Source organism: Neobacillus drentensis NBRC 102427 (genome assembly GCF_001591445.1).
Taxonomy (GTDB): domain Bacteria; phylum Bacillota; class Bacilli; order Bacillales; family Cytobacillaceae; genus Neobacillus; species Neobacillus drentensis.
Genome location: NZ_BCUX01000066.1, coordinates 1 through 21,956, shown reverse-complemented (window position 1 = coordinate 21,956; position 21,956 = coordinate 1). Strand labels below are relative to the sequence as shown.

Annotated in this window: 22 protein-coding genes; 14 read left to right on the top strand and 8 right to left on the bottom strand. The window is 39.9% G+C overall.

Annotated elements, in window-relative coordinates; translation table 11 throughout:
* Positions 1–185: 185 nt before the first annotated feature.
* The 7 genes from gyrA to dnaA all read right to left on the bottom strand — a co-directional run bounded on the left by gyrA (position 186) and on the right by dnaA (position 9,202).
* Positions 186–2,741: a DNA gyrase subunit A gene (gene gyrA / locus BDR01S_RS21920; protein ID WP_066249164.1), complete on the bottom strand. Its 2,556-nt coding sequence runs from the start codon at positions 2,739–2,741 to the stop codon at positions 186–188.
* Between the two features lie 22 nt (positions 2,742–2,763).
* The gene (gene gyrB, locus BDR01S_RS21915; RefSeq protein ID WP_418303021.1) at positions 2,764–4,689 is read right to left on the bottom strand and encodes a DNA topoisomerase (ATP-hydrolyzing) subunit B; all 1,926 of its coding nucleotides are present in this window, start codon (positions 4,687–4,689) and stop codon (positions 2,764–2,766) included.
* Positions 4,690–4,752: 63 nt separating this feature from the next.
* Entirely contained in the window at positions 4,753–5,001 is a 249-nt protein-coding gene (gene remB / locus BDR01S_RS21910; protein WP_066249161.1) for an extracellular matrix regulator RemB, read from the bottom strand.
* An 8-nt stretch (positions 5,002–5,009) separates the two neighbouring features.
* On the bottom strand, positions 5,010–6,128 hold the full coding sequence (recF, locus tag BDR01S_RS21905; RefSeq protein WP_066249158.1) for a DNA replication/repair protein RecF: 1,119 nt from the start codon (positions 6,126–6,128) through the stop codon (positions 5,010–5,012).
* Between the two features lie 43 nt (positions 6,129–6,171).
* On the bottom strand, positions 6,172–6,387 hold the full coding sequence (yaaA, locus tag BDR01S_RS21900) for a S4 domain-containing protein YaaA (protein ID WP_066249155.1): 216 nt from the start codon (positions 6,385–6,387) through the stop codon (positions 6,172–6,174).
* Between the two features lie 121 nt (positions 6,388–6,508).
* The gene (gene dnaN, locus BDR01S_RS21895) at positions 6,509–7,645 is read right to left on the bottom strand and encodes a DNA polymerase III subunit beta (protein WP_066249152.1); all 1,137 of its coding nucleotides are present in this window, start codon (positions 7,643–7,645) and stop codon (positions 6,509–6,511) included.
* 210 nt (positions 7,646–7,855) lie between these two features.
* The gene (gene dnaA / locus BDR01S_RS21890) at positions 7,856–9,202 is read right to left on the bottom strand and encodes a chromosomal replication initiator protein DnaA (protein ID WP_066249150.1); all 1,347 of its coding nucleotides are present in this window, start codon (positions 9,200–9,202) and stop codon (positions 7,856–7,858) included.
* 401 nt (positions 9,203–9,603) lie between these two features.
* On the opposite strand from dnaA, the gene BDR01S_RS21885 reads away from it, so the two are divergent.
* The 12 genes from BDR01S_RS21885 to BDR01S_RS21830 all read left to right on the top strand — a co-directional run bounded on the left by BDR01S_RS21885 (position 9,604) and on the right by BDR01S_RS21830 (position 19,992).
* Positions 9,604–9,789, top strand: coding sequence for a hypothetical protein (locus tag BDR01S_RS21885; RefSeq protein WP_066249148.1), 186 nt, complete (start codon positions 9,604–9,606; stop codon positions 9,787–9,789).
* A gap of 94 nt (positions 9,790–9,883) precedes the next feature.
* Positions 9,884–10,018 (top strand): 50S ribosomal protein L34, encoded by a 135-nt coding sequence (rpmH, locus tag BDR01S_RS21880; protein ID WP_035446353.1) that lies wholly within the window; start codon positions 9,884–9,886, stop codon positions 10,016–10,018.
* A 51-nt stretch (positions 10,019–10,069) separates the two neighbouring features.
* A complete protein-coding gene (gene rnpA / locus BDR01S_RS21875; protein ID WP_066249145.1) occupies positions 10,070–10,411 on the top strand; it encodes a ribonuclease P protein component in 342 nt (113 codons plus the stop codon).
* Between the two features lie 161 nt (positions 10,412–10,572).
* Positions 10,573–11,349, top strand: a complete 777-nt coding sequence (gene spoIIIJ, locus BDR01S_RS21870; RefSeq protein WP_066249143.1) for a YidC family membrane integrase SpoIIIJ — start codon at positions 10,573–10,575, stop codon at positions 11,347–11,349.
* Entirely contained in the window at positions 11,346–11,972 is a 627-nt protein-coding gene (jag, locus tag BDR01S_RS21865) for an RNA-binding cell elongation regulator Jag/EloR (protein WP_066249137.1), read from the top strand. Before spoIIIJ ends, jag begins: the two co-directional genes overlap by 4 nt.
* A 296-nt stretch (positions 11,973–12,268) precedes the next feature.
* Complete coding sequence (gene mnmE, locus BDR01S_RS21860) at positions 12,269–13,654, top strand: tRNA uridine-5-carboxymethylaminomethyl(34) synthesis GTPase MnmE (protein WP_066249135.1); 1,386 nt, start codon at positions 12,269–12,271, stop codon at positions 13,652–13,654.
* A gap of 16 nt (positions 13,655–13,670) precedes the next feature.
* The gene (mnmG, locus tag BDR01S_RS21855; protein WP_066249133.1) at positions 13,671–15,560 is read left to right on the top strand and encodes a tRNA uridine-5-carboxymethylaminomethyl(34) synthesis enzyme MnmG; all 1,890 of its coding nucleotides are present in this window, start codon (positions 13,671–13,673) and stop codon (positions 15,558–15,560) included.
* A gap of 21 nt (positions 15,561–15,581) precedes the next feature.
* Positions 15,582–16,298: a 16S rRNA (guanine(527)-N(7))-methyltransferase RsmG gene (rsmG, locus tag BDR01S_RS21850; protein WP_066249130.1), complete on the top strand. Its 717-nt coding sequence runs from the start codon at positions 15,582–15,584 to the stop codon at positions 16,296–16,298.
* A 125-nt stretch (positions 16,299–16,423) separates the two neighbouring features.
* Positions 16,424–17,287: a nucleoid occlusion protein gene (gene noc, locus BDR01S_RS21845; RefSeq protein WP_066249126.1), complete on the top strand. Its 864-nt coding sequence runs from the start codon at positions 16,424–16,426 to the stop codon at positions 17,285–17,287.
* Between the two features lie 296 nt (positions 17,288–17,583).
* Positions 17,584–18,345: a ParA family protein gene (locus tag BDR01S_RS21840; RefSeq protein ID WP_066249122.1), complete on the top strand. Its 762-nt coding sequence runs from the start codon at positions 17,584–17,586 to the stop codon at positions 18,343–18,345.
* A complete protein-coding gene (locus BDR01S_RS21835) occupies positions 18,338–19,189 on the top strand; it encodes a ParB/RepB/Spo0J family partition protein (protein WP_066249120.1) in 852 nt (283 codons plus the stop codon). The genes BDR01S_RS21840 and BDR01S_RS21835 overlap by 8 nt, the downstream gene beginning before the upstream one ends.
* A gap of 86 nt (positions 19,190–19,275) precedes the next feature.
* Complete coding sequence (locus tag BDR01S_RS21830) at positions 19,276–19,992, top strand: DUF554 domain-containing protein (RefSeq protein ID WP_066249118.1); 717 nt, start codon at positions 19,276–19,278, stop codon at positions 19,990–19,992.
* A 41-nt stretch (positions 19,993–20,033) separates the two neighbouring features.
* On the opposite strand, the gene yyaC is transcribed toward BDR01S_RS21830, so the two are convergent.
* Complete coding sequence (gene yyaC, locus BDR01S_RS21825) at positions 20,034–20,660, bottom strand: spore protease YyaC (RefSeq protein WP_066249115.1); 627 nt, start codon at positions 20,658–20,660, stop codon at positions 20,034–20,036.
* Positions 20,661–20,822: 162 nt separating this feature from the next.
* On the opposite strand from yyaC, the gene BDR01S_RS21820 reads away from it, so the two are divergent.
* The gene (locus BDR01S_RS21820) at positions 20,823–21,689 is read left to right on the top strand and encodes a mechanosensitive ion channel family protein (RefSeq protein WP_066259535.1); all 867 of its coding nucleotides are present in this window, start codon (positions 20,823–20,825) and stop codon (positions 21,687–21,689) included.
* Between the two features lie 14 nt (positions 21,690–21,703).
* Positions 21,704–21,904: a DUF951 domain-containing protein gene (locus BDR01S_RS21815; protein ID WP_066249111.1), complete on the top strand. Its 201-nt coding sequence runs from the start codon at positions 21,704–21,706 to the stop codon at positions 21,902–21,904.
* Positions 21,905–21,956: the final 52 nt, after the last annotated feature.

Genomic DNA, 21,956 nt, shown 5'->3' with positions numbered 1-21,956 from the left:
GACAATTTCTTCATCGCCCGTAAGCGACTTAATTAATATACCACCTGTGATATTTAAAGTCAATTGTTTTTCTATCTTTTTTACTACGAACTTTATAATAACTCTTTCTGACTATTTCATTCCTTTCTAAATGGCCACCAATATAAGAAAAGGAACACATTTATCATGTGCTCCCTCCTCATTACTTATTCTATATCCTCATTGGTTTCAACATCTTTAGGAGAGACCTCTTCAGAAGAAACCTCTTCAGCTTCGTTTTGACCGTTTTCAAGGACTTCTGCTGCTTCATCTACTTCTTCTTCATCTTCCTCTTTCTCAACCTTTGCCACAGTGGCGACAAACTCATCTTCACTTTCCTTCATATTAATCAATTTCACGCCTTGAGTATTCCGTCCCATTTTTGAAATACTGCCCACATCCATACGGATGAGGACACCACCTGTGGTGATTAGCATCAGATCCTCTTCACCTGTTACTGCCCGCATCGAAACAAGTTCACCATTTTTTTCAGTAACGTGGCAGGTTTTTATTCCCTTACCGCCACGGCCTTGGATCCGGTATTCTCCCGCGGCTGTTCGTTTACCGTAACCATTTTTCGTGACAATAAGAACATCATTGGATTCCTCTAATACTTCCATTCCAACCACTTCATCGCCACTATCCAGCGTAATACCTTTCACACCTGTAGCTGTTCGTCCCATTGAGCGAACATCTGTTTCAGGGAAACGAATCAGCATCCCTTTCTTCGTACCGATAATCATATGTTTTGTACCATCGGTTAAGCGAACAGAGATAAGTTCATCGCCTTCACGCAAACTCAAGGCAATTAAGCCGTTATTACGAATATGCGCAAATGAAGTTAATGGAGATCGTTTGGATATTCCTTCTTTAGTGGTAAAGAATAAAGACCAATCATCCACAAATTCCTCTACTGGAATAATTGCATTGACCCATTCACCTTTGTCCACATTAAGAAGATTTATAATTGGAATTCCTTTAGCTGTACGACTGAATTCTGGTATTTCATAGCCTTTTGAACGATATACTTTTCCTTTATTTGTAAAGAAAAGGATCGTATCATGTGTTGAAGTGGTGATTAAGTGTTCAACAAAATCATCTTCGTTTGTACCCATTCCTTGGATTCCCCGTCCGCCCCGTCTTTGGGCACGATAGGTGGAAACTGGGAGGCGTTTAACATACCCGTTATGAGTCAAGGAAATGACAATATTCTCACGAGGGATTAAATCTTCATCCTCGATATTTTCAATACCGCCAGTTACAATCTCTGTCCGGCGCTTATCATTGAAACGCTCTTTAATTTCAGTCAATTCTTCACGGATAATTTCAAATACCTTTTCCTCATCGGCTAAAATAGCCTTTAATTCGGCAATTAACACCATAAGGCTTTGAAATTCTTCTTCAATCTTTTCTCGTTCTAAACCAGTTAAACGCTGCAAACGCATATCTAGGATAGCCTGAGCTTGTTTTTCAGACAAGTTAAACTCAGTCATTAAGCCTGCGCGGGCAATATCCGTTGTTTGTGAATTTCGAATAAGGGTAATAACTGCATCTAAATTGTCTAATGCAATTCTTAAACCTTCTAAGATGTGGGCACGCGCTTCCGCTTTGCGTAATTCAAACGCTGTTCTTCTGCGAATGACGACCACTTGGTGATCTAAGTAATGTACTAAGCATTGCTTAAGAGTTAACACCTTTGGATGTCCATTAACTAAGGCTAATGTGTTAATTCCAAAGCTGGTTTGAAGAGCTGTATGTTTATATAAATTATTTAAAATGACGCTGGCATTCGCATCTTTACGAACCTCAATCACAACCCGCATTCCTTTACGGTCGGATTCATCTCTAAGGTCTGTAATACCTTCAATTTTCTTATCACGAGCTAATTCAGCGATTTTCTCAACTAAGCGTGCTTTATTTACTTGGTAGGGTAACTCATTAACAATGATAACTTCTTTACCATTGGCTTTTTGTTCAATGGCTACCTTTGCACGAATGGTTATCGAGCCTCTGCCGGTTTCATACGCCTTGCGAATACCGCTCCTGCCCAAAATAATCCCACCTGTTGGGAAATCAGGACCAGGAATAATTTCCATCAGCTCCGGTATCGAAATTTCAGGGTCATGACTAATCGCTAAAACCGCATCAATGACTTCACCAAGCTGGTGCGGAGGGATATTAGTCGCCATACCAACTGCAATCCCACTTGTCCCGTTAACTAATAGGTTAGGGAATCTTGCTGGTAAAACAACCGGCTCTCTTTCTTCCCCATCATAGTTGTCTTGATAATCAATTGTGTCTTTGTTAATATCCCTTAATAATTCCATCGAGATTTTCGACATTCTCGACTCTGTATAACGCATTGCTGCAGCCGCGTCTCCATCGACAGAACCGAAATTCCCATGTCCATCTACAAGCATATAGCGATAGTTGAAATCCTGTGCCATCCGAACCATCGTTTCATACACTGCAGAGTCACCATGCGGGTGATACTTACCGATTACATCCCCAACGATACGAGCTGATTTTTTATATGGTTTATCTGAATGCATTCCAAGATCATGCATAGCATATAAAATACGGCGATGAACTGGTTTCAACCCATCCCGAACATCTGGAAGGGCACGAGAAACGATAACACTCATCGCATAGTCCAGAAATGAAGATTTCATTTCCTGACTTATATTAATCTCTGTTACTTGAGAATTAGGTGTTTCAGCCATATTAAATACCTCCCTCCGCCACTTATATATCTAAATTCTTAACGTATTGTGCATTTGCTTCGATGAAGTTACGACGTGGTTCTACCTTCTCACCCATTAACATATCAAAGGTTTCGTCCGCTTCAATCGCATCATCAAGACTAACCTGCAACATACTTCTTTTCTCAGGATCCATTGTTGTATCCCATAATTGTTCAGGATTCATCTCACCTAAACCTTTATAGCGTTGGATATTAGGTTTTGGTGTGGCTGGTAGCATCGCAAATATCCGTTCAAGCTCTTTTTCATTATAGGCATACTCAATACGTTTACCCTGCTGGACTTTATAAAGCGGCGGCTGAGCAATATAAATATAACCAGCTTCTAAAATCTTTCTCATAAACCGATAGAAAAACGTTAACAGGAGTGTTCGAATATGGGCACCATCAACATCAGCATCGGTCATAATAACAATTTTATGATAACGCGCTTTTGAAATATCAAAATCTTCACCGATTCCTGTTCCAATCGCTGTAATCATCGATCTAACTTCATTGTTGGAAAGGATCCTATCCAGACGGGCTTTTTCTACATTGAGGATTTTTCCCCGAAGCGGCAGAATCGCTTGGAAATGGCGATCACGTCCTTGCTTCGCTGATCCACCGGCAGAATCACCCTCAACAATATACATTTCACTTTCAGCTGGATCCTTGGAAGAACAGTCAGCTAGTTTCCCAGGTAAAGCAGAAATTTCTAATGCACTTTTCCGGCGGGTCAATTCCCTCGCCTTCTTTGCAGCAAGCCTTGCACGAGCAGCCATTAAGCCTTTATCGACAATTTTCCTGGCAACTGATGGATTTTCCATTAAGAACTTATCAAATGTACTGGCAAAAACAGTATCAGTGATTGTTCTTACTTCAGAATTCCCAAGCTTGGTCTTTGTTTGTCCTTCAAATTGTGGATCTGGGTGTTTAATTGAGACAATCGCCGTGATCCCTTCACGAACATCTTCACCGGAAAGATTCGTTTCATTTTCTTTAATTAGGCCATTTTTCCGAGCGTAATCATTGATAACCCTTGTTAAGGCTGATTTGAAGCCGGATTCATGGGTACCACCTTCATAGGTATGAATATTATTTGCAAAAGAGTAAATATTTTCTGTATAACCCTCGTTATATTGGAGTGCAACTTCAACACTAATGCCGTCACGCTCTCCCTCCATGAAAATAGGCTCTTCATGAATCACTTCTTTGGTACGGTTTAAATGTTCAACATACGATTTAATTCCGCCCTCATAGTAGTATTCATTGCGTTTATTTTCAACACGCTTATCATCAATCGTAATTTTTATTCCTCTGTTTAAGAAGGCAAGTTCACGAAGGCGAGTAGCAAGAATGTCATATTCATAGTCCAATGTTTCCGTAAAGATCTCGCTATCTGGTTTAAAATGGGTAACTGTCCCTGTGATATCAGTAGTTCCAATTACTTCTAACTCCTGAACCACCGCACCTCGTTCAAATTTGATCGAGTAGATCTGACCATCTCTGTGGACATATACTTCAAGTTCGGTGGAAAGGGCATTAACTACTGATGCACCTACACCATGTAATCCACCTGATACCTTATAGCCTCCGCCGCCAAATTTACCGCCGGCGTGAAGAACCGTCATAATGACTTCTACTGCCGGACGACCCATTTTCTCTTGAATTCCAACCGGGATTCCACGGCCATTATCCTTTACCGTGATACTATTATCTTCTTCAATTATGACATTGATTTCATCACAGTAACCTGCCAGTGCCTCATCAATACTATTATCAACTATTTCCCAAACAAGATGATGAAGTCCTTTACCGCTTGTTGAACCAATATACATACCGGGTCTTTTTCGAACAGCTTCAAGTCCTTCAAGAACCTGTATCTGATCCGCACCATATGCTTCTTCCACTGCCTTTTGTTCCAAAGTCATGCTTGTTCACCTGCACCTTCTGACAAAAATATATCTATAATTGGTATAAAACATTTACTAACATCAAAATTCATGTATATTCATCTGATTTGAACGTTTCTTTAAAGTTCCGGAAGAAATCGGGGATAAGTAAACATTATCAAAAGTAATAATGATTGATTTAAAGGGGCTTTTGGATAGATTAACTACTTTATCCTTACGATGACTGATGAATTCCTCAACTAGCGGCGAGCTGTTTGCACTCTCTTTATCCAAGATAGAAATAATATCTCTTGCCCGAATATTGATATCTTCCCCGATATGAATATACATGGTTCACCTCAATTAACTTTCTTGATTCTCCCTGTTTCAACGACGAACGTTGAGGCTTCCTTTAATGTCTGGTGGTCAATTCCTTCGACACTTGTGGTTGTCACAAAGGTTTGTACTTTCCCTTGGATGGTATTAAGTAAGTGAGACTGCCGGTAATCATCTAATTCAGATAAAACATCGTCAAGCAGTAAAATAGGGTATTCACCAATTTCCGCATGAATTAATTCAATTTCCGCAAGTTTAACGGATAATGCAGTCGTTCGCTGCTGACCTTGCGATCCAAATGTTTGAACATCTCTTCCATTTACAAAAAAAGTGAGATCATCACGATGGGGGCCGAACAATGTAGTGCCTCGCTCGATTTCCCTTGTTCTAACCTTACTGAATTTTTCTTCAAAGCATGCTATCATCTTCGACAAATCTAGCTCTTCTAATACCTCTACCGACGGTTTATAGGTAATTTCGAGCGATTCCAGTCCTCTGGAAATCCCTTGGTGAATTGGTTTTGCCCAACTCTGAAGTAACCGCAGGAATTCGAACCTTTTCGTCACAATTTTCACAGCCATCCCGATGAATTGTTCCGTCAAGATCTCCAGCATGGTTTGATCTGTCTGTTTTTTTATCTGCATCATTTTCAAAAAATGATTCCGCTGCTGAAGTATTTTTTGATATTGACTCATATCATGTAAATAAATGGGCGATACCTGTCCAATTTCCATATCAATAAATCGTCTACGGACTTGCGGACTTCCTTTTACTAAATTAAGGTCCTCGGGGGCAAACATAACCACATTCATATTACCGACATATTGACTCAGCCTTTGCTGCTCAATATGATTGCATTTTGCTTTTTTGCCTTTTTTAGAAATTAATAATTGCAGCGGTAATGAGCTATGCTGCTTTTGAACCCTACCCTCTATTTTAGCATACTCTTGGTCCCAGCGAATAAGTTCTTTATCATTGGAGGTCCGGTGTGACTTCGCCATAGCTAAAACATAAATCGATTCCATCACGTTTGTTTTACCTTGGGCATTTTCGCCCAGGATGACATTTACTTTATTTTCAAATTCTACGAACAGTTCTTCATAATTTCGATAATTTGTTAGCGCTAGTTTTTCAATATACATGCAAACGACATCCTTTTGCTTGCTGCTCGATAATTACATGTAATTACTCGGTAATCACAAACTCCCCAAAACCGGCAATTTGGATTTTATCACCTGAGCGAAGCTTTCTTCCTCTTCTTTGATCCTGTTCGCCATTGATAAATATGTCATGTTCACTCAAAAACCATTTTGCCATGCCTCCTGATTGAATTACTTCAGCCAATTTAAGAAATTGGCCCAGTGTAATAAATTCAGTGTCTATGTTAATTTTTTCAGGCAAATCGTCACCCTCATTCCTAAAATGGTCTCAATACTTTATTTTACTAAAAAAATCACCGAGATACAAAGAAAACTAAAAGAAAGCCACCTTTTTGGTGGCAAGTGAATTACGTTTCATAAATTTAGTATGTTCGTACCGGTAAAATTAATTGCAAAATCGTTTCATCATGAAGCGGACGGATAACAAAAGGTCGCATGGCTCCTGTAAAACTCACCCTGATATCTGTCCCTTCAAGGGCCTTTAAAGCATCCATCATATATTTAGCGCTAAAAGAAATCTTTAAATCTTCCCCATCGATTGTCTCACTTTGAATCTCTTCAACTACCTTACCAACTTCGGGAGTATTTGAAGAAATTTCTATGATACCACCTTCAATTGTCGAAAGTTTGACAACATTATTTCTTCCTTCTCTTGCTAATAAAGAGGCCCGGTCAATTGCGTGTAAAAATTCCTTTGTATTTACGGTGACATCCGTTTTACTCTCATTCGGAATTAAACGAGAAGTATCCGGATAATTACCTTCTAACAATCTTGAGAAAAATAATAAGTGCTTGGCTTTAAATAAAATTTGATTTTCTGTAATTACAATATCAATTAAGTCGTGACTGTCATCAATAATTTTACTCAATTCATTTAGGCTTTTTCCTGGAATGACGACATTATAACCCTCGTTGTTCGCTATTTCGACCTTTGACTTTCGAAGGGCGAGTCGATGGCTATCTGTTGCAATACAGTTTAACTCTCCGTTTTCCACCTTCCAGTTTACACCTGTCAAGATGGGACGTGTTTCTGAGGTGGACACTGCGAAATGGGTTTGTCTTATCATCGCCTTTAAAAGATCTGTGGCAATCTGGAATTTATTATTTTCTTCTATTTGCGGTAGGTGCGGATATTCTTCTGCATCCAGACCAATTAAGTTAAATTCAGATTTACCAGAACGTATGACCGTTTGAAGCGAACCTAATACTTCAATTTCAACCGTATCGGTTGGCAGCTTTTTGACAATTTCACTAAAGACTTTTGCCTGGAGAACGATGGCTCCAGCTTGCTTCACTTCAATAATTTCATCACCTGTTTCCTCTTTTGGAATAAAGGACTGAATTGAAATATCAGAATCACTTCCCGTTAAGGTAACACCTTCGGTTGTAGCTGTAATTTTAATCCCGGTTAATATTGGGATTGTTGTTCTTGACGTAACAGCTTTCATAACATCTTGAACACTCTGGACTAACCGATCTCTTTGGATGATAAATTTCATCGCCTGTAAGCCTCCGTTTTAAGCAAATTTTTTATAGCAATTAGTAATATATTTTTTTAAAAAAAATAGTAGAAGTACTAGTAGGGCCTGTAGATATGTGGATAAGTGATTATTTCAACGGAAACACAGCCTATCCACCTGTGGACAGACTGTGTGTAAATACAGAGAAGTTATTCACATATTTGTTAAAGAATTTGAGCCCAAATTTTATTAAACCTTTAATAGTTCATGCAATTCTTTCATTTGCCGTTGCAGCTGGGCATCTGTTTGAAGAAGTTTAGAGATTTTTTCATGTGCATGAATAACAGTCGTATGATCACGGCCGCCAAATTCTTCGCCGATTTTGGGCAAGGAATAATCGGTTAATTCCCGTGATAAATACATGGCAATTTGTCTAGGGAAGGCAAGCGACTTGGTCCGCTTTTTTGCCTTAAAATCCTCGAGTTTTATACTAAAGAGTTCCCCAACTGTCTTTTGAATATCCAGAATCGTAATCACTTTAGGTTTGGAACTCGGAATAATATCCTTTAATGCCTCTGCTGCTAAATTCGCATTAATATCTTTATTGATTAAGGATGAATAGGCAACAACCCTGATGAGTGCGCCTTCTAGCTCCCTGATGTTTGTATCGATTTGGTTGGCAATATAAAGCATGACCTCGTTTGGTATATCTAAGCCTTCTGCTCGCGCCTTTTTACGAAGAATCGCAATTCTCGTTTCCAAATCAGGCGGTGTAATATCTGTGATCAATCCCCATTCAAAACGGGACCTGAGCCGATCCTCCAATGTAGGAATTTCCCTGGGCGGCCGGTCGCTTGAGATAATAATTTGTTTACTTTCCTCATGGAGCGCATTAAATGTATGAAAAAATTCTTCTTGCGTTGATTCTTTTCCGGCTAAAAATTGAATATCATCTATTAGTAAAATATCGACATTTCGATATTTATTGCGGAAACTCTCCGCTTTATTGTCACGAATCGAGTTAATAAATTCATTTGTAAATTTTTCAGATGATAAATAAACGACTTTAGCAGCAGGGTTATGGTCTAAGACATAATGACCAATTGCATGCATTAAATGCGTTTTTCCTAAGCCAACTCCTCCATAGATAAAGAGAGGATTGTATGCCTTGGCCGGGGCTTCGGCTACTGCGAGTGATGCAGCGTGGGCAAAGCGGTTGCCTGAGCCAATAACAAATGTGTCAAATGTGTATTTTTGATTTAAGATACCTTGGGGAAATTCCCCATGGTCGTCGTCCTTTTTAACCTTTTTGGGAGGTAATTGTACATCATTTTCTGACTCACTTTGATTTTGCGGAATTATGAACTTAACAGAAAGCTCTTCTCCGGTGATTTCATAGAGAATCCCGGCGATTAGCTGCGAATAACGCTCTTCCAGCCAATCCCGAGCAAACTCATTGGGAGCAGTTATGACAAGCAAATCACCTTGAAGGGAATGGGCCTTTGTCGACTTAAGCCAGGTGTCAAAGCTAGGTTTGCTAATTTTTTTCTCTATATTGGCTAATGCAGCATTCCAAAGATCCGCAATATTTTCCAAAAAACATCCCTCCTTTAGTTTAGATTTTTTTATAAAATAATACGCTTTTCGCAATTATACCAGCAGTACAACCTATTAATTTATAAATATACGAAATGGTGAATGTGGATAATATATAATAAGGAAGTAAAATGGAGTTTCGACAATATCCACCTCTTGTGGACAACCTTCTACAGTACCCCTGAATAAACTATCCACATGATATCCACAATTTGTGGATAACGTATTCTTGTGGATAAAGTTATTAAGAGTGAAAACACAAATATAATATCAAATAATCGCTTGATGCGCAATGCCTTTTCGTAGTTTATCCACAACTGTAACAATATGTGCATAGTAATTGTCCACAAGTAGATGAATTGTGCAAAACCTGTCAATATCTTGTGTGAAGAGTGAAAAAGATGTCGAAACTTTATCCACAGAACAGAAAAGTGGAGGCTGGGCGCTGGAGCCAGACAATTATTGAAGTTCAGAAGTTAACTTTCTTATCTGCCCGGTTTCATGTTTATGATCATTTCATCTTAGTTATAGAATTACTGGAAATTAGCAATTTCATGTTCAATAAAATTTGGAAATGGAAACAATAGCGAAGAGTAGTTGACAATTTTATGGTGACGTCTTTATAATAAGTAAGACTGTCATTTAAACTTTGATAGCTATTCCTCAGGGAGGTGTCATATAATGAAAAGAACATATCAACCAAATAGCCGTAAACACAGTAAAGTTCATGGCTTCCGTAGTCGTATGAGCTCAGCTAATGGCCGCAAGGTTTTAGCTCGTCGTCGTCTTAAGGGAAGAAAAGTATTATCAGCATAGACCACTGCACAGTCAGTGGTCTTTTTTCTAATCCGACTGAAGGTGTTTTTTATGAAAAAAGAGCTGCGTATTAAAAAAAATAAGGAATTCCAAACAGCATTTCAAAAGGGCCAATCATTTGCGAATAGGCAATTTGTCGTCTACTCTTTACCAAAAGAGGGACAAGACTATTTTCGTATTGGCCTATCAGTCAGTAAGAAGATAGGAAATGCGGTGACAAGGAACAGAATCAAAAGGTATGTAAGACAATCCATTTTTGAACTGAACGAACAGTTAGCATCAGGGAATGATTACGTGATTATAGCGAGGAAACCTGCTGCTGAAATGGATTTCTTCGAGGTGAAGAAAAGTTTAACCCATGTGCTTAAGGTGGGGAAGGTTTTGAAAAAGTAACTTTAAGACATAAATTGCAAAGGAATTTGCCTGAAATTTGCATTTATTAAAGACAATTCCTTTGCTTAAATGATAAAATACCTTTGAAATCTTCCAAAATAAATAGTACATAAGTTAGGTGGAAATTTGCTCGGTATCTTTATGTAAGGAGGAAAACTTGGTTGAAAAAAAGAATATTACTAGGAATTGGTTTACTTTCTGTATTTATGTTCCTGACAGGATGCAGTGAAATTAAGAAGCCAATTACATCGGAGAGTTCAGGGTTTTGGAATGAATACATTGTCTATCCTTTATCATGGTTAATTAAAGAAGGGGCGCACATTCTCGGAGGCAGCTTTGGGTTATCGATTATTGTCGTAACAATCGTGATCCGCCTTGCTATTTTGCCGCTAATGATCAAGCAGACAAGAAGTTCAAAGGCGATGCAGGCATTGCAGCCGGAAATGGCCGAGTTGAAAAAGAAATATAGTTCTAAAGATCAAAAAACACAGCAGAAGCTACAACAGGAAACGATGGCACTGTTTTCAAAGCATGGAGTAAATCCAATGGCTGGCTGTTTTCCTTTAATTGTACAAATGCCCATTTTAATTGGTTTTTACCATGCCATCTCGCGAACAAGGGAAATTGCTTCAGATAATTTCCTCTGGTTTGACCTGGGTGATAAAGATCCTTACTATATTTTGCCGATTGTGGCGGGGATTACCACGTTTATTCAACAAAAAATTATGATGGCCGGACAAGATCAGAATCCGCAAATGGCGATGATGCTTTGGATGATGCCGATCATGATTGTGGTATTTGCCTTTAGTTTCCCAGCTGCACTTTCGTTGTACTGGGTAGTCGGAAATATTTTTATGATTGTGCAAACCTATTTTATTAAAGGACCGGATTTAAAAGCGGCAAAAGCATCCGGTAATGCGGGAGGAGCAAAAAAGTGAAACAGGTAACTGCTACAGGACAAACTGTCGAAGAAGCAGTAAAATCAGCTTTAGCTCAATTACAAATCAGCAAAGACCGCACAGATATAGATATTATTGATGAAGGTAAAAAAGGACTTTTCGGTATTTTCGGAACGCGGCCGGCTGTTGTCAAAGTGACCGTCATTATTGACCCGATCGAAGAGGCAAAGAAATTTCTGACTCAGGTAAGTGAACAAATGGGTGCGCCGGCAGAAATAGAAATCAAACGAGACGGTAAACATGTTCATTTAATTATGACAGGCGAAAAGATTGCATTATTGATTGGAAAAAGGGGTCAAACCTTAAATTCGCTTCAATATTTGACGCAATTAGTGCTTAACCGTTTTTCGAATCAGTATTTAACCGTGATTCTGGACGCGGAGGATTACCGAAAAAGAAGAAATGAAACGCTGATTCAATTAGCGCATCGTCTTGCCCAAAAGGCAGTTAAGTCGGGAAAAGATGTAACATTAGAACCCATGCCTTCCTATGAGCGAAAAGTTATTCATGCTGCTTTATCTGATAACAGACGTGTCAAAACATTTTCTGATGGATCGGAACCACATCGCTTTATTGTGATTTCTCCTGCACCTAGAAGATAAATTTATAAAACTTACAACTAAATCACAGAGGCATCCTATTAAAGATAGGATGTCTTTTTTTTATGGGTTCATAAAAAATAAACCTGTTGATAACATCAATTATTTATCATTTTTCGTTTTATTGTTATTCACATGTGGATAAGTTAGAATAATAATGGGATAGAAGTGAATTGTGGATTAATTATTGTGAAGAGGGTTTACTTTTTCCACAGGTATGAATGTGGTATTCTATTGTTTTGGAGAAAAAATTACTTTTTATATAGATGGACTGATTTTTTAAATGAGAGGTGAAGAAAATGGAAGTTGATACAATTGCGGCAATATCGACTCCGATGGGGGAAGGCGCGATTGCGATTGTTCGGTTGAGCGGAGATGAAGCAATCCTAATAGCAGACAAGCTATTTAGAAGTATTGGTGGAAAGAAGCTGTCTGAAGCAGCAACTCACACGATTCATTATGGACACTTGCTAGATCCGAAGTCCGGGCAAGTCGTCGAAGAGGTAATGGTATCGGTCATGAGAGGGCCGAAGACTTTTACCAAAGAGGATGTTGTTGAAATCAACTGCCATGGCGGGATTGTGTCTGTAAATCGAGTTCTCAAGCAGGTGCTAACAAATGGAGCGAGACTTGCAGAGCCAGGTGAGTTTACAAAAAGAGCATTTCTCAATGGACGGATTGATTTATCGCAAGCAGAAGCAGTAATGGATTTAATCCGGGCAAAAACAGACCGTGCCATGAATGTTGCCTTGGGTCAAATGGAAGGGCGCCTGTCGAAATTAATTCGAAGACTACGGCAGGAGATTTTAGAGGTTCTTGCACATGTCGAAGTGAATATTGATTATCCAGAATATGACGATGTCGAGGAAATGACCCATAAGATGTTAGCTGAAAAGGCTCATATTGTTAGGGAAGAAATCAAAAAACTTCTCCAGACGTCGGAACAGGGGAAAATCTTACGAGAAGGACTGTCCACTGCAATTGTGGGACGCCCAAATGTGGGGAAATCCTCACTCTTAAATAGTTTAGTACATGAAAATAAAGCAATTGTGACTGATATTCCTGGAACTACACGGGATGTTATTGAGGAATATGTAAATGTCCGCGGTGTGCCGCTAAGACTTTTGGACACGGCTGGAATTCGAGAAACAGAGGATATTGTCGAACGAATTGGTGTGGAGCGCTCCCGCCAAGTTTTACAGGATGCAGATTTAATTTTGCTTGTTTTAAATTATGCAGAAAAGTTAAGCCTGGAAGATGAGCAACTGTTTGAAGTGGTCAAAGGAATGGATGTTATCGTTATTATCAATAAAACGGATTTGGAGCAGCAAATTGACCTCGATCAAGTGAGTGAGTTGGCAAAAGAGCACAAGATTGTCACAACCTCCTTACTTGAGGACCGAGGCGTTGATGAATTAGAGGAAGCAATCGCCTCGTTATTCTTTGCGGGGACAATTGATGCCGGCGATATGACCTATGTGTCAAACAGTCGTCATATTGCGCTATTGCACCAAAGCTTAACTACCATTGAAGAGGCGATCGATGGAGTAGAAATGGGGACTCCGATTGATATCGTTCAAATCGATTTAACAAGAACGTGGGAATTACTTGGCGAAATCATTGGCGAAAGTGTCCACGAAAGCCTGATCGATCAACTTTTTTCACAGTTCTGTTTAGGGAAATAGAAAGAGGAGTGACAACATGCAATACGAAGCTGGAAATTTTGACGTCATTGTCGTCGGAGCGGGTCATGCCGGCTGTGAGGCAGGCCTTGCTGCTGCTCGACTTGGCGCAAAAACATTAATGATTACCATCAATCTTGATATGGTGGCCTTTATGCCATGTAACCCATCCGTTGGCGGACCTGCTAAGGGGATTGTCGTTCGTGAAATTGATGCCCTGGGCGGGGAAATGGGTAAAAATATTGATAAAACTTATATCCAAATGAGAATGCTGAATACAGGGAAAGGACCAGCTGTACGTGCATTAAGAGCACAAGCCGATAAATTTGCTTACCAGCATGAAATGAAAAAAACACTCGAAGAAGAACCGAATCTAACCTTACTCCAAGGCATGGTAGAGGAACTGATTGTCGAGGATGGAGTTGTTAAAGGGGCTATCACCAAGACAGGTGCGGTCTACCGCTCAAAAACAGTCGTGATTACTACCGGCACCTACTTACGCGGTGAAGTTATCCTTGGGGAACTGAAATATTCAAGTGGCCCCAATAATCAACAGCCGTCGATTAAGCTGTCGGAGCATTTAGAGGAGCTTGGATTTGAACTTGTCCGTTTTAAGACAGGAACACCGCCACGTGTAAATAGTAATACGATTGATTATAGTAAAACAGAAATCCAGCCCGGTGACGAAGTTCCAAGGTCCTTTTCATATGAAACAACGAAATATATTACCGACCAGCTGCCATGCTGGTTGACGTATACAAATGATCGTACCCATCGGTTAATTGACGCCAATCTTCATCGTTCGCCGATGTTTTCCGGCATGATTAAAGGAACCGGCCCACGGTATTGTCCGTCGATTGAAGATAAAGTCGTCCGCTTTAATGATAAACCGCGCCATCAGATTTTCCTTGAGCCTGAAGGAAGGCACACAAAGGAAGTCTATGTCCAGGGGCTTTCAACGAGCTTACCAGAAGATGTCCAGCAGGAAATTCTTAGAACAGTTCCAGGTCTCGAAAATGCGCAAATGATGAGAGCGGGATATGCAATTGAATATGACGCGATTGTACCCACACAGTTATGGCCAACACTAGAAACCAAAGTGGTCAAAGGTCTCTATACAGCGGGTCAAATTAATGGGACGTCCGGCTATGAGGAAGCAGCCGGCCAGGGAATCATGGCTGGTATTAATGCAGGGTTAAATGCACTTAGCCGTGAGCAGTTAGTGCTAAGCCGTTCGGATGCGTATATTGGCGTGTTAATTGATGATTTAATCACCAAAGGAACAAATGAGCCCTATCGCTTGCTAACGTCAAGAGCAGAATATCGCCTGCTATTACGCCATGATAATGCTGATTTACGATTAACAGACATCGGCCATCAGATTGGATTGATTCGTGACGACCGGTATGAAAAGTTTTTGGTGAAAAAAGACGCAATTGAGGTAGAAAAGCTGCGTTTAGCGTCAACGTTTCTGAAGCCAACTCCTGAGGTTCAAGAAATGATTCGGAGCATTGGCGGAAGTGAATTAAAGGATGGAATCCGTGCCGCTGATTTATTAAAAAGACCGGAAATGTCCTATCATCAGCTCGAAATGATATTCCCAAGTGAGGTTCCTCTTGATGAAGATGTGAAGGAACAGGTGGAAATCCAATTAAAGTATGAGGGCTATATTAGCAAGTCCCTGCAACAGGTTGACCGCTTAAAGAAAATGGAAGGTAAGAAAATCCCTGAGAACATTGATTATGATTTCGTCTCAGGACTTGCGACCGAAGCCAGACAAAAACTTAAGCTTGTTAAACCGTTATCGATTGCTCAGGCATCCCGGATTTCAGGGGTGAATCCTGCCGATGTGTCGATTTTGCTTGTTTATTTAGAACAAGGCAAAATTGCAAGAGTTTCAAATGAATAAATATGTGAGGAAGATTACTGAATGATCATCGAACAATTTGAAGCAAACCTAAGGGAAAAAGGAATTTCCCTAACGCGGAATCAAGTAGAACAATTTGAGCTGTATTTTGAGACCTTGGTTGAGTGGAATGAAAAAATGAATTTAACCGCGATTACGGATAAAGCTGAAGTCTATCTTAAGCATTTTTATGATTCAATTACAGCCTCGTTCTATTTTGATTTTACAAGGCCCTTTCATTTATGTGATGTCGGGGCGGGGGCGGGGTTCCCTAGTATTCCTTTAAAAATTGTCTTCCCTCATATCGAAGTGACAATTGTTGATTCTTTAAACAAGCGGATCTCATTTTTAAATCATCTTGCGAAGGTATTGAAGTTAGAAAATGTCCACTTTATTCATGACCGCGCCGAAACCTTTGGGGTAAATCCGCTCTATCGTGAAAGCTTTGATGTGGTTACCGCAAGGGCCGTGGCTAGAATGTCTGTGCTTTCTGAGCTTTGTTTACCATTGGTTAAAGCAGGCGGGCACTTTATTGCCATGAAGGCTGCCCATGCGAATGATGAATTAGAAGTGGGGCAAAAGGCGATTACGACCCTTGGCGGAAGGTTGGAAGCTATGCAAACCTTTACGCTGCCAATGGAAGAAAGTGAGCGGAATATTTTAATCATAAAAAAGGAAAAGCAAACGCCAAAGAAATATCCACGCAAGCCCGGAACACCGGGAAAGACACCGATTGAATAGAAAAGCGGAAAGAAAAGCTATTTAGAAGACCTAACAATTTTTCAACAAACATGATATTCTTAGCAGGAAGAATGTCTGTATGTAAAGAATAAGTAATAGGGAGTTTCGTAAAGGTGGTGTTGGGGATGAAGCAATCGTTTACACGCTTTTTTGGCCTCGGCGATAAGGGAGAACAAGAGGTTGTGCTTGAAAAAGAGCTAATTGTAGAAAAAAACGAGGAAATAAAAAAGATACCTATTGATCATATTGTTGCAAACAGATTTCAGCCTCGAACGGTTTTTGATGAAGAGAAGATCGAAGAATTAGCACGTACGATTCACATACATGGTATTATTCAGCCGATTGTTGTTAGAGAATTTGCCGATGACCAATTTGAAATTATTGCCGGGGAACGCCGTTTTCGTGCGATGAAAAAGCTCGGCTGGTCCGAAGCACCAGCTATTATTAAAAATTTATCGGATACTGAAACGGCTTCTGTTGCTTTAATTGAGAATTTACAACGGGAAGAGCTGTCACCGATTGAAGAAGCGATGGCGTATGGGAAACTGCTGGAATTGCATAACCTAACACAAGAAGCGTTAGCACAACGCCTTGGAAAAGGGCAGTCAACCGTTGCCAACAAGCTGCGTCTTCTTAAATTACCGCAGCCCATTCAAGAGGCCTTGTTAAATAAAATTATTACAGAGCGCCATGCACGCGCACTCATTCCTCTTAAGGACCCGGAAAAACAAGTGGTGCTGTTAGCTGAAATTATAGAAAAGAATTTTAATGTCAAGCAGACAGAGGAACGTGTTGTCAAACTGCTACAACAAAAAAATGAAAAGCCAAAGCCGAAACGAAAGGCTTTCAGTAAAGATATGAGGATCGCCGTCAATACGATCCGCCAATCCTTAACCATGGTAACAGACAGCGGGATTAACCTTGATGCTGAAGAAGAAGAATTTGATGAATTCTACCAATTTACCATCCGTATACCAAAGAAAAAATAGAAGTTAAATAGACAAATAGAAGCTAGAACCAGACGAAATCACAAGTTTGGTTCTTATTTTTTTGAAAATAAATGGTAATGTATGTATAAATGGTGTCCATTCCCCTGCTTACAAACTTATTGAAGATTTGAATATTTTTAGAAAAAATCCTACAAGCTATCTGTTTCATGCTAAAATAAAGGAATGGAATTTTTCCTTTTAATCACAGGTTAGATTCGCCAAATCGACAGTATTTTAATAAAATTCAATAGAATACCAGAATAAAACTTTGAGAGAATAAAAGGGTAGGTGACATCGTGGGCAAAATTCTTGCAATCGCGAATCAAAAAGGCGGAGTCGGTAAAACGACTACCTCTGTCAACCTAGGTGCCTGCTTAGCATATATTGGAAAACGTGTCCTGCTTGTCGACACGGACCCACAGGGAAATGCAACAAGTGGGATTGGTATTGAAAAGGCAGAAGTTGACCAATGCATATATGATGTACTAGTAGATGATGTAGAAGCAAAGGCTGTAATTAAACAGACATCTGTGGAAAATTTATACGTGATCCCGGCGACTATTCAACTGGCAGGGGCAGAAATTGAATTGGTACCGACTATCTCAAGAGAAGTGCGTTTGAAACGGGCACTTGAAGAAGTGCGAGATCAATTTGATTATATTATTATTGATTGTCCGCCATCGTTAGGCTTATTAACCCTTAATGCCTTAACGGCTTCTGATTCAGTCTTAATTCCCGTTCAATGTGAATATTATGCATTGGAAGGCTTAAGTCAATTGCTGAGTACGGTAAGACTTGTGCAAAAGCACTTGAACCAGGATTTAAAAATTGAAGGCGTTTTATTAACGATGCTTGATGCACGAACGAATTTAGGTATCCAAGTGATTGAAGAAGTGAAGAAATATTTTCAGGATAAAGTATATAAAACCATTATTCCAAGAAATGTGCGTCTAAGTGAAGCACCCAGCCATGGGGAACCAATCATCACGTATGATTCAAAATCTCGTGGTGCAGAGGTGTATTTAGATTTAGCAAAGGAAGTGGTCTCAAATGGCTAAAGGTTTAGGAAAAGGCCTAAATGCATTTTTTTCGGAAGAGGGAAATGAGGAGTCTGTTCAAGAAATCAAACTGACTGAACTGCGTCCCAATCCCTATCAGCCTCGGAAAACCTTCCAACAAGAGACGATCGATGAATTAAAAGAGTCTATTATCGAACATGGAATCCTGCAGCCGCTTGTGGTTAGAAAAAGCATCCGCGGCTTTGAAATTGTGGTTGGTGAGCGCCGTTTCCGCGCAGCGAAAGAGGCAAAACTTGAAACCGTCCCAGCTGTCGTCCGCGAGCTTTCTGAACAGCAAATGATGGAATTGGCTGTCCTTGAAAACCTGCAAAGGGAAGATTTAAATCCGATTGAAGAGGGATTAGCTTATCAAATGCTAATGGAAAAACTTAAGCTGACACAAGAAGAGGTGGCGAAGCGACTGGGTAAAAGCAGGCCGCATATAGCCAATCATGTTCGTCTGCTTTCGCTCCCTCCAAACATTCAAGAGTTCATTTCCACTGGAAAAGTCTCAATGGGCCATGGCCGTGCCTTGTTAGGACTCCGGGAAAAGGCAAAAATACCTGCTGTAGTTGAAAAGGTAATCAAGGAAGCACTAAGTGTTCGTCAGTTAGAAAAATTGATTCAGCACTTAAATGAAAATGTTCCACGTGAAACAAAAAAGCCGGAGAAGAAAAAAGATGTGTTTATCCAAGAACGCGAACATGTCCTACGAGAACGGTTTGGTACGAGTGTAAACATTAAGCAGAACAAAAATAAAGGGAAAATTGAAATAGAGTTCTTTTCCCAAGAGGATTTGGAACGGATTTTAGAAATGCTCCATCATGAAGACTCATCCTTATAAACCGTCACAAGATGGTTTATTTTTTTTTACATATATGATAGTTTAGAAGAAATATATTTCGAAGGTCGAAAAAAAGGTGGAGTAGGATGTTTTTATTAGGGACGCTTGTAAATGGACTATTAATTGTTATTGGCACGCTTTTAGGAAAACTATTAAACCGCATCCCTGAGGGAATGAAGATTACGGTCATGTATGCGATCGGCCTGTCCGTCATGGTGCTGGGTTTACAAATGGGCTTGAAAAGTGAAAATTTCCTCATAGTGATTATTAGTTTAGTTGTCGGTGCCGTTGCCGGCGAGGCACTAAAATTAGAGGATAAATTAAATGATTTAGGATTATGGCTCGAGCAGAAAGTAGGCTCCAACAATGGGAAAGGGAGCATTTCAGAAGGGTTTGTTACGGCTACGCTCATCTTTGTGATTGGGGCAATGGCGATTATTGGAGCACTGGATAGCGGTATTCGCGGTGACCATGCAGTCTTGTACACTAAGTCGTTGATTGATGGTTTTACAGCGTTAATCTTAACGACAACTTTGGGAATTGGTGTTATTTTTTCAGCGATTCCAGTTGTCCTTTATGAAGGATTAATTGCATTGTTCGCTACGCAGATTGATCGGTTTGTCCCCCAAGCATTAATGGACCAGTTTATTGTTGAAATGACCGCAACGGGTGGAATTATGATTTTTGCAATTGGTTTAAATTTAACGGGGATGGTGAAAATTAAAGTCGCCAACCTGCTGCCTGGTATCGTCGTAACCGGACTGATCGTAACAATTCTTTATAGCTATCAGCAGTATTTATAATAACTGTAATTAAAAGAGCAATCGGGGTACCGTTTGCTCTTTTAATTCGTTTTCTCTTCTTCGAGCCAATTTAAGTTTAACTCCGTCCAGTTTTGTGTCTGCTTAGGATAAAGCAGGCTTGCTTGATAGATGCCATTGGCAATTGTTTTTGCCATTCTCATCACAAGATTTAAACGGGTGTTTTGTAACACGAAAAATTCCATAAATCCACTAACATTGACGATGCCGGTGATATGAATCTCTCCGACCGCAGGAAGCTCCTTATTCACCCCTGCCCCTGGTTTAACAGGTCCATTTCCTAATTGAATGACGCCAACGTTTTTAATTCGGCCCAAACAAGCATCAATGCCAATCATATAAGGGTTGTCATGTATGGATTGTATTTCCTTCAGTTTTTCAGAAAGATTAACGGCATGAATCGGATCATCTAAGGTCCCGTACACAGAAAATGTCCTCAAGACCTTTTCTTCTAGCAATGTCCCAACCAGTGGTCCTAATGAATCTCCTGTGGAGCGGTCCGTACCAATACAAACAAAGACAATTGGGCGCCTTGTCATGCTTGGAATATTCAAAAGTAATTCCTCAGCAAGGTTTTCAGCCGCATGTAAATCATCGTGGCTGATGCGTGTTTTAGCCCTCCTGTCAAAAAAACTGGTCTTTAGATTCATTAAGTCACTCCCTAACCGTAATAAGTCTTACTATTATACGGAATTTTCTGTATTTCTATACATACAGCGGGGAGAAAAAGGAAAATTCATTATGCTATTAACTGTGCAAAATAATTGCTAAAATAGAGATTGATTATGAAGTTACCTGAGGATGGTGTCCGAATGAGTCTCACTCAAAAGGGAATGCAAAAATTACTTGCTAAATTTCAAGATGAAGATACGTGGCTGAATCTTGGTGAAAACCTTTTAAAAATTATTGCAATTTTGGTGATTACAAATATCTTAATTCGCATTGGAAAATTAATGATCCATAATATTTTTAAAATTAGAAACCTGTCTCCACTCAATACATCAGACAGGAGGGAAGAAACACTTTCAAAGTTACTTGATAGCGTCCTTACCTACGTGGTTTACTTTATTGCCTTTATGATGATTCTTTCTGTGTTAGGAATTGATGTAAAAGCACTGATTGCCGGGGCTGGGGTTGTTGGTTTAGCCGTTGGTTTTGGGGCACAAAGCTTAGTGAAGGATGTTATTTCTGGCTTTTTTATTATTTTTGAGGATCAATTTTCTGTAGGTGATCATGTTCGCATAGGACAATATGAAGGAAATGTCGAAACTATAGGGTTAAGAACCACAAAAATTAAAAGCTGGACCGGTGAACTGCATATTTTACCCAATGGCAGTATCATCGAAGTTACCAACTTCTCCATTAATAATAGTATCGCCGTTGTTGATATTGCCATCGCCTATGGTGAAGACATTGCTAGGGCGGAAACGGTAATTGAGGAAACCATCAAGTTTATGCCGGCTCAATATGAGGAGTTGGTTAAGGCCCCTGAGCTATTAGGGATTCAAACAATGGGTTCAACTGAGGTTGTTTTACGGGTGGTAGCAGAAACACAGCCAATGAAGCAAGCTGCTGTTTCACGGAATATTCGCAGGGATATAAAACTTCAATTGGACGAGAATGGAATCAAAGCTCCGAATCCAAGAGTGGTTATGTATGGATCTGAACAACCTAAATAAGGGGAGATTTTGCGATGGAGGAAAAGGAATTTGCCTTAAATGATGTTGTCGAGATGAAGAAGCAGCATCCATGTGGAACAAATCGTTGGAAAGTGATCCGCATGGGGATGGATGTTCGGATCAAATGTGAGGGGTGCGGTCATAGTGTCCTCATTCCAAGGAGAGAATTTTCAAGGAAAATGAAGAAAATCCTGGTGAAGCATGAAGAGGAATAGTTCATGCTTTTTTTTATGAAAAGCGGAAGCGCCCGTTTAACGGCGTATGGCC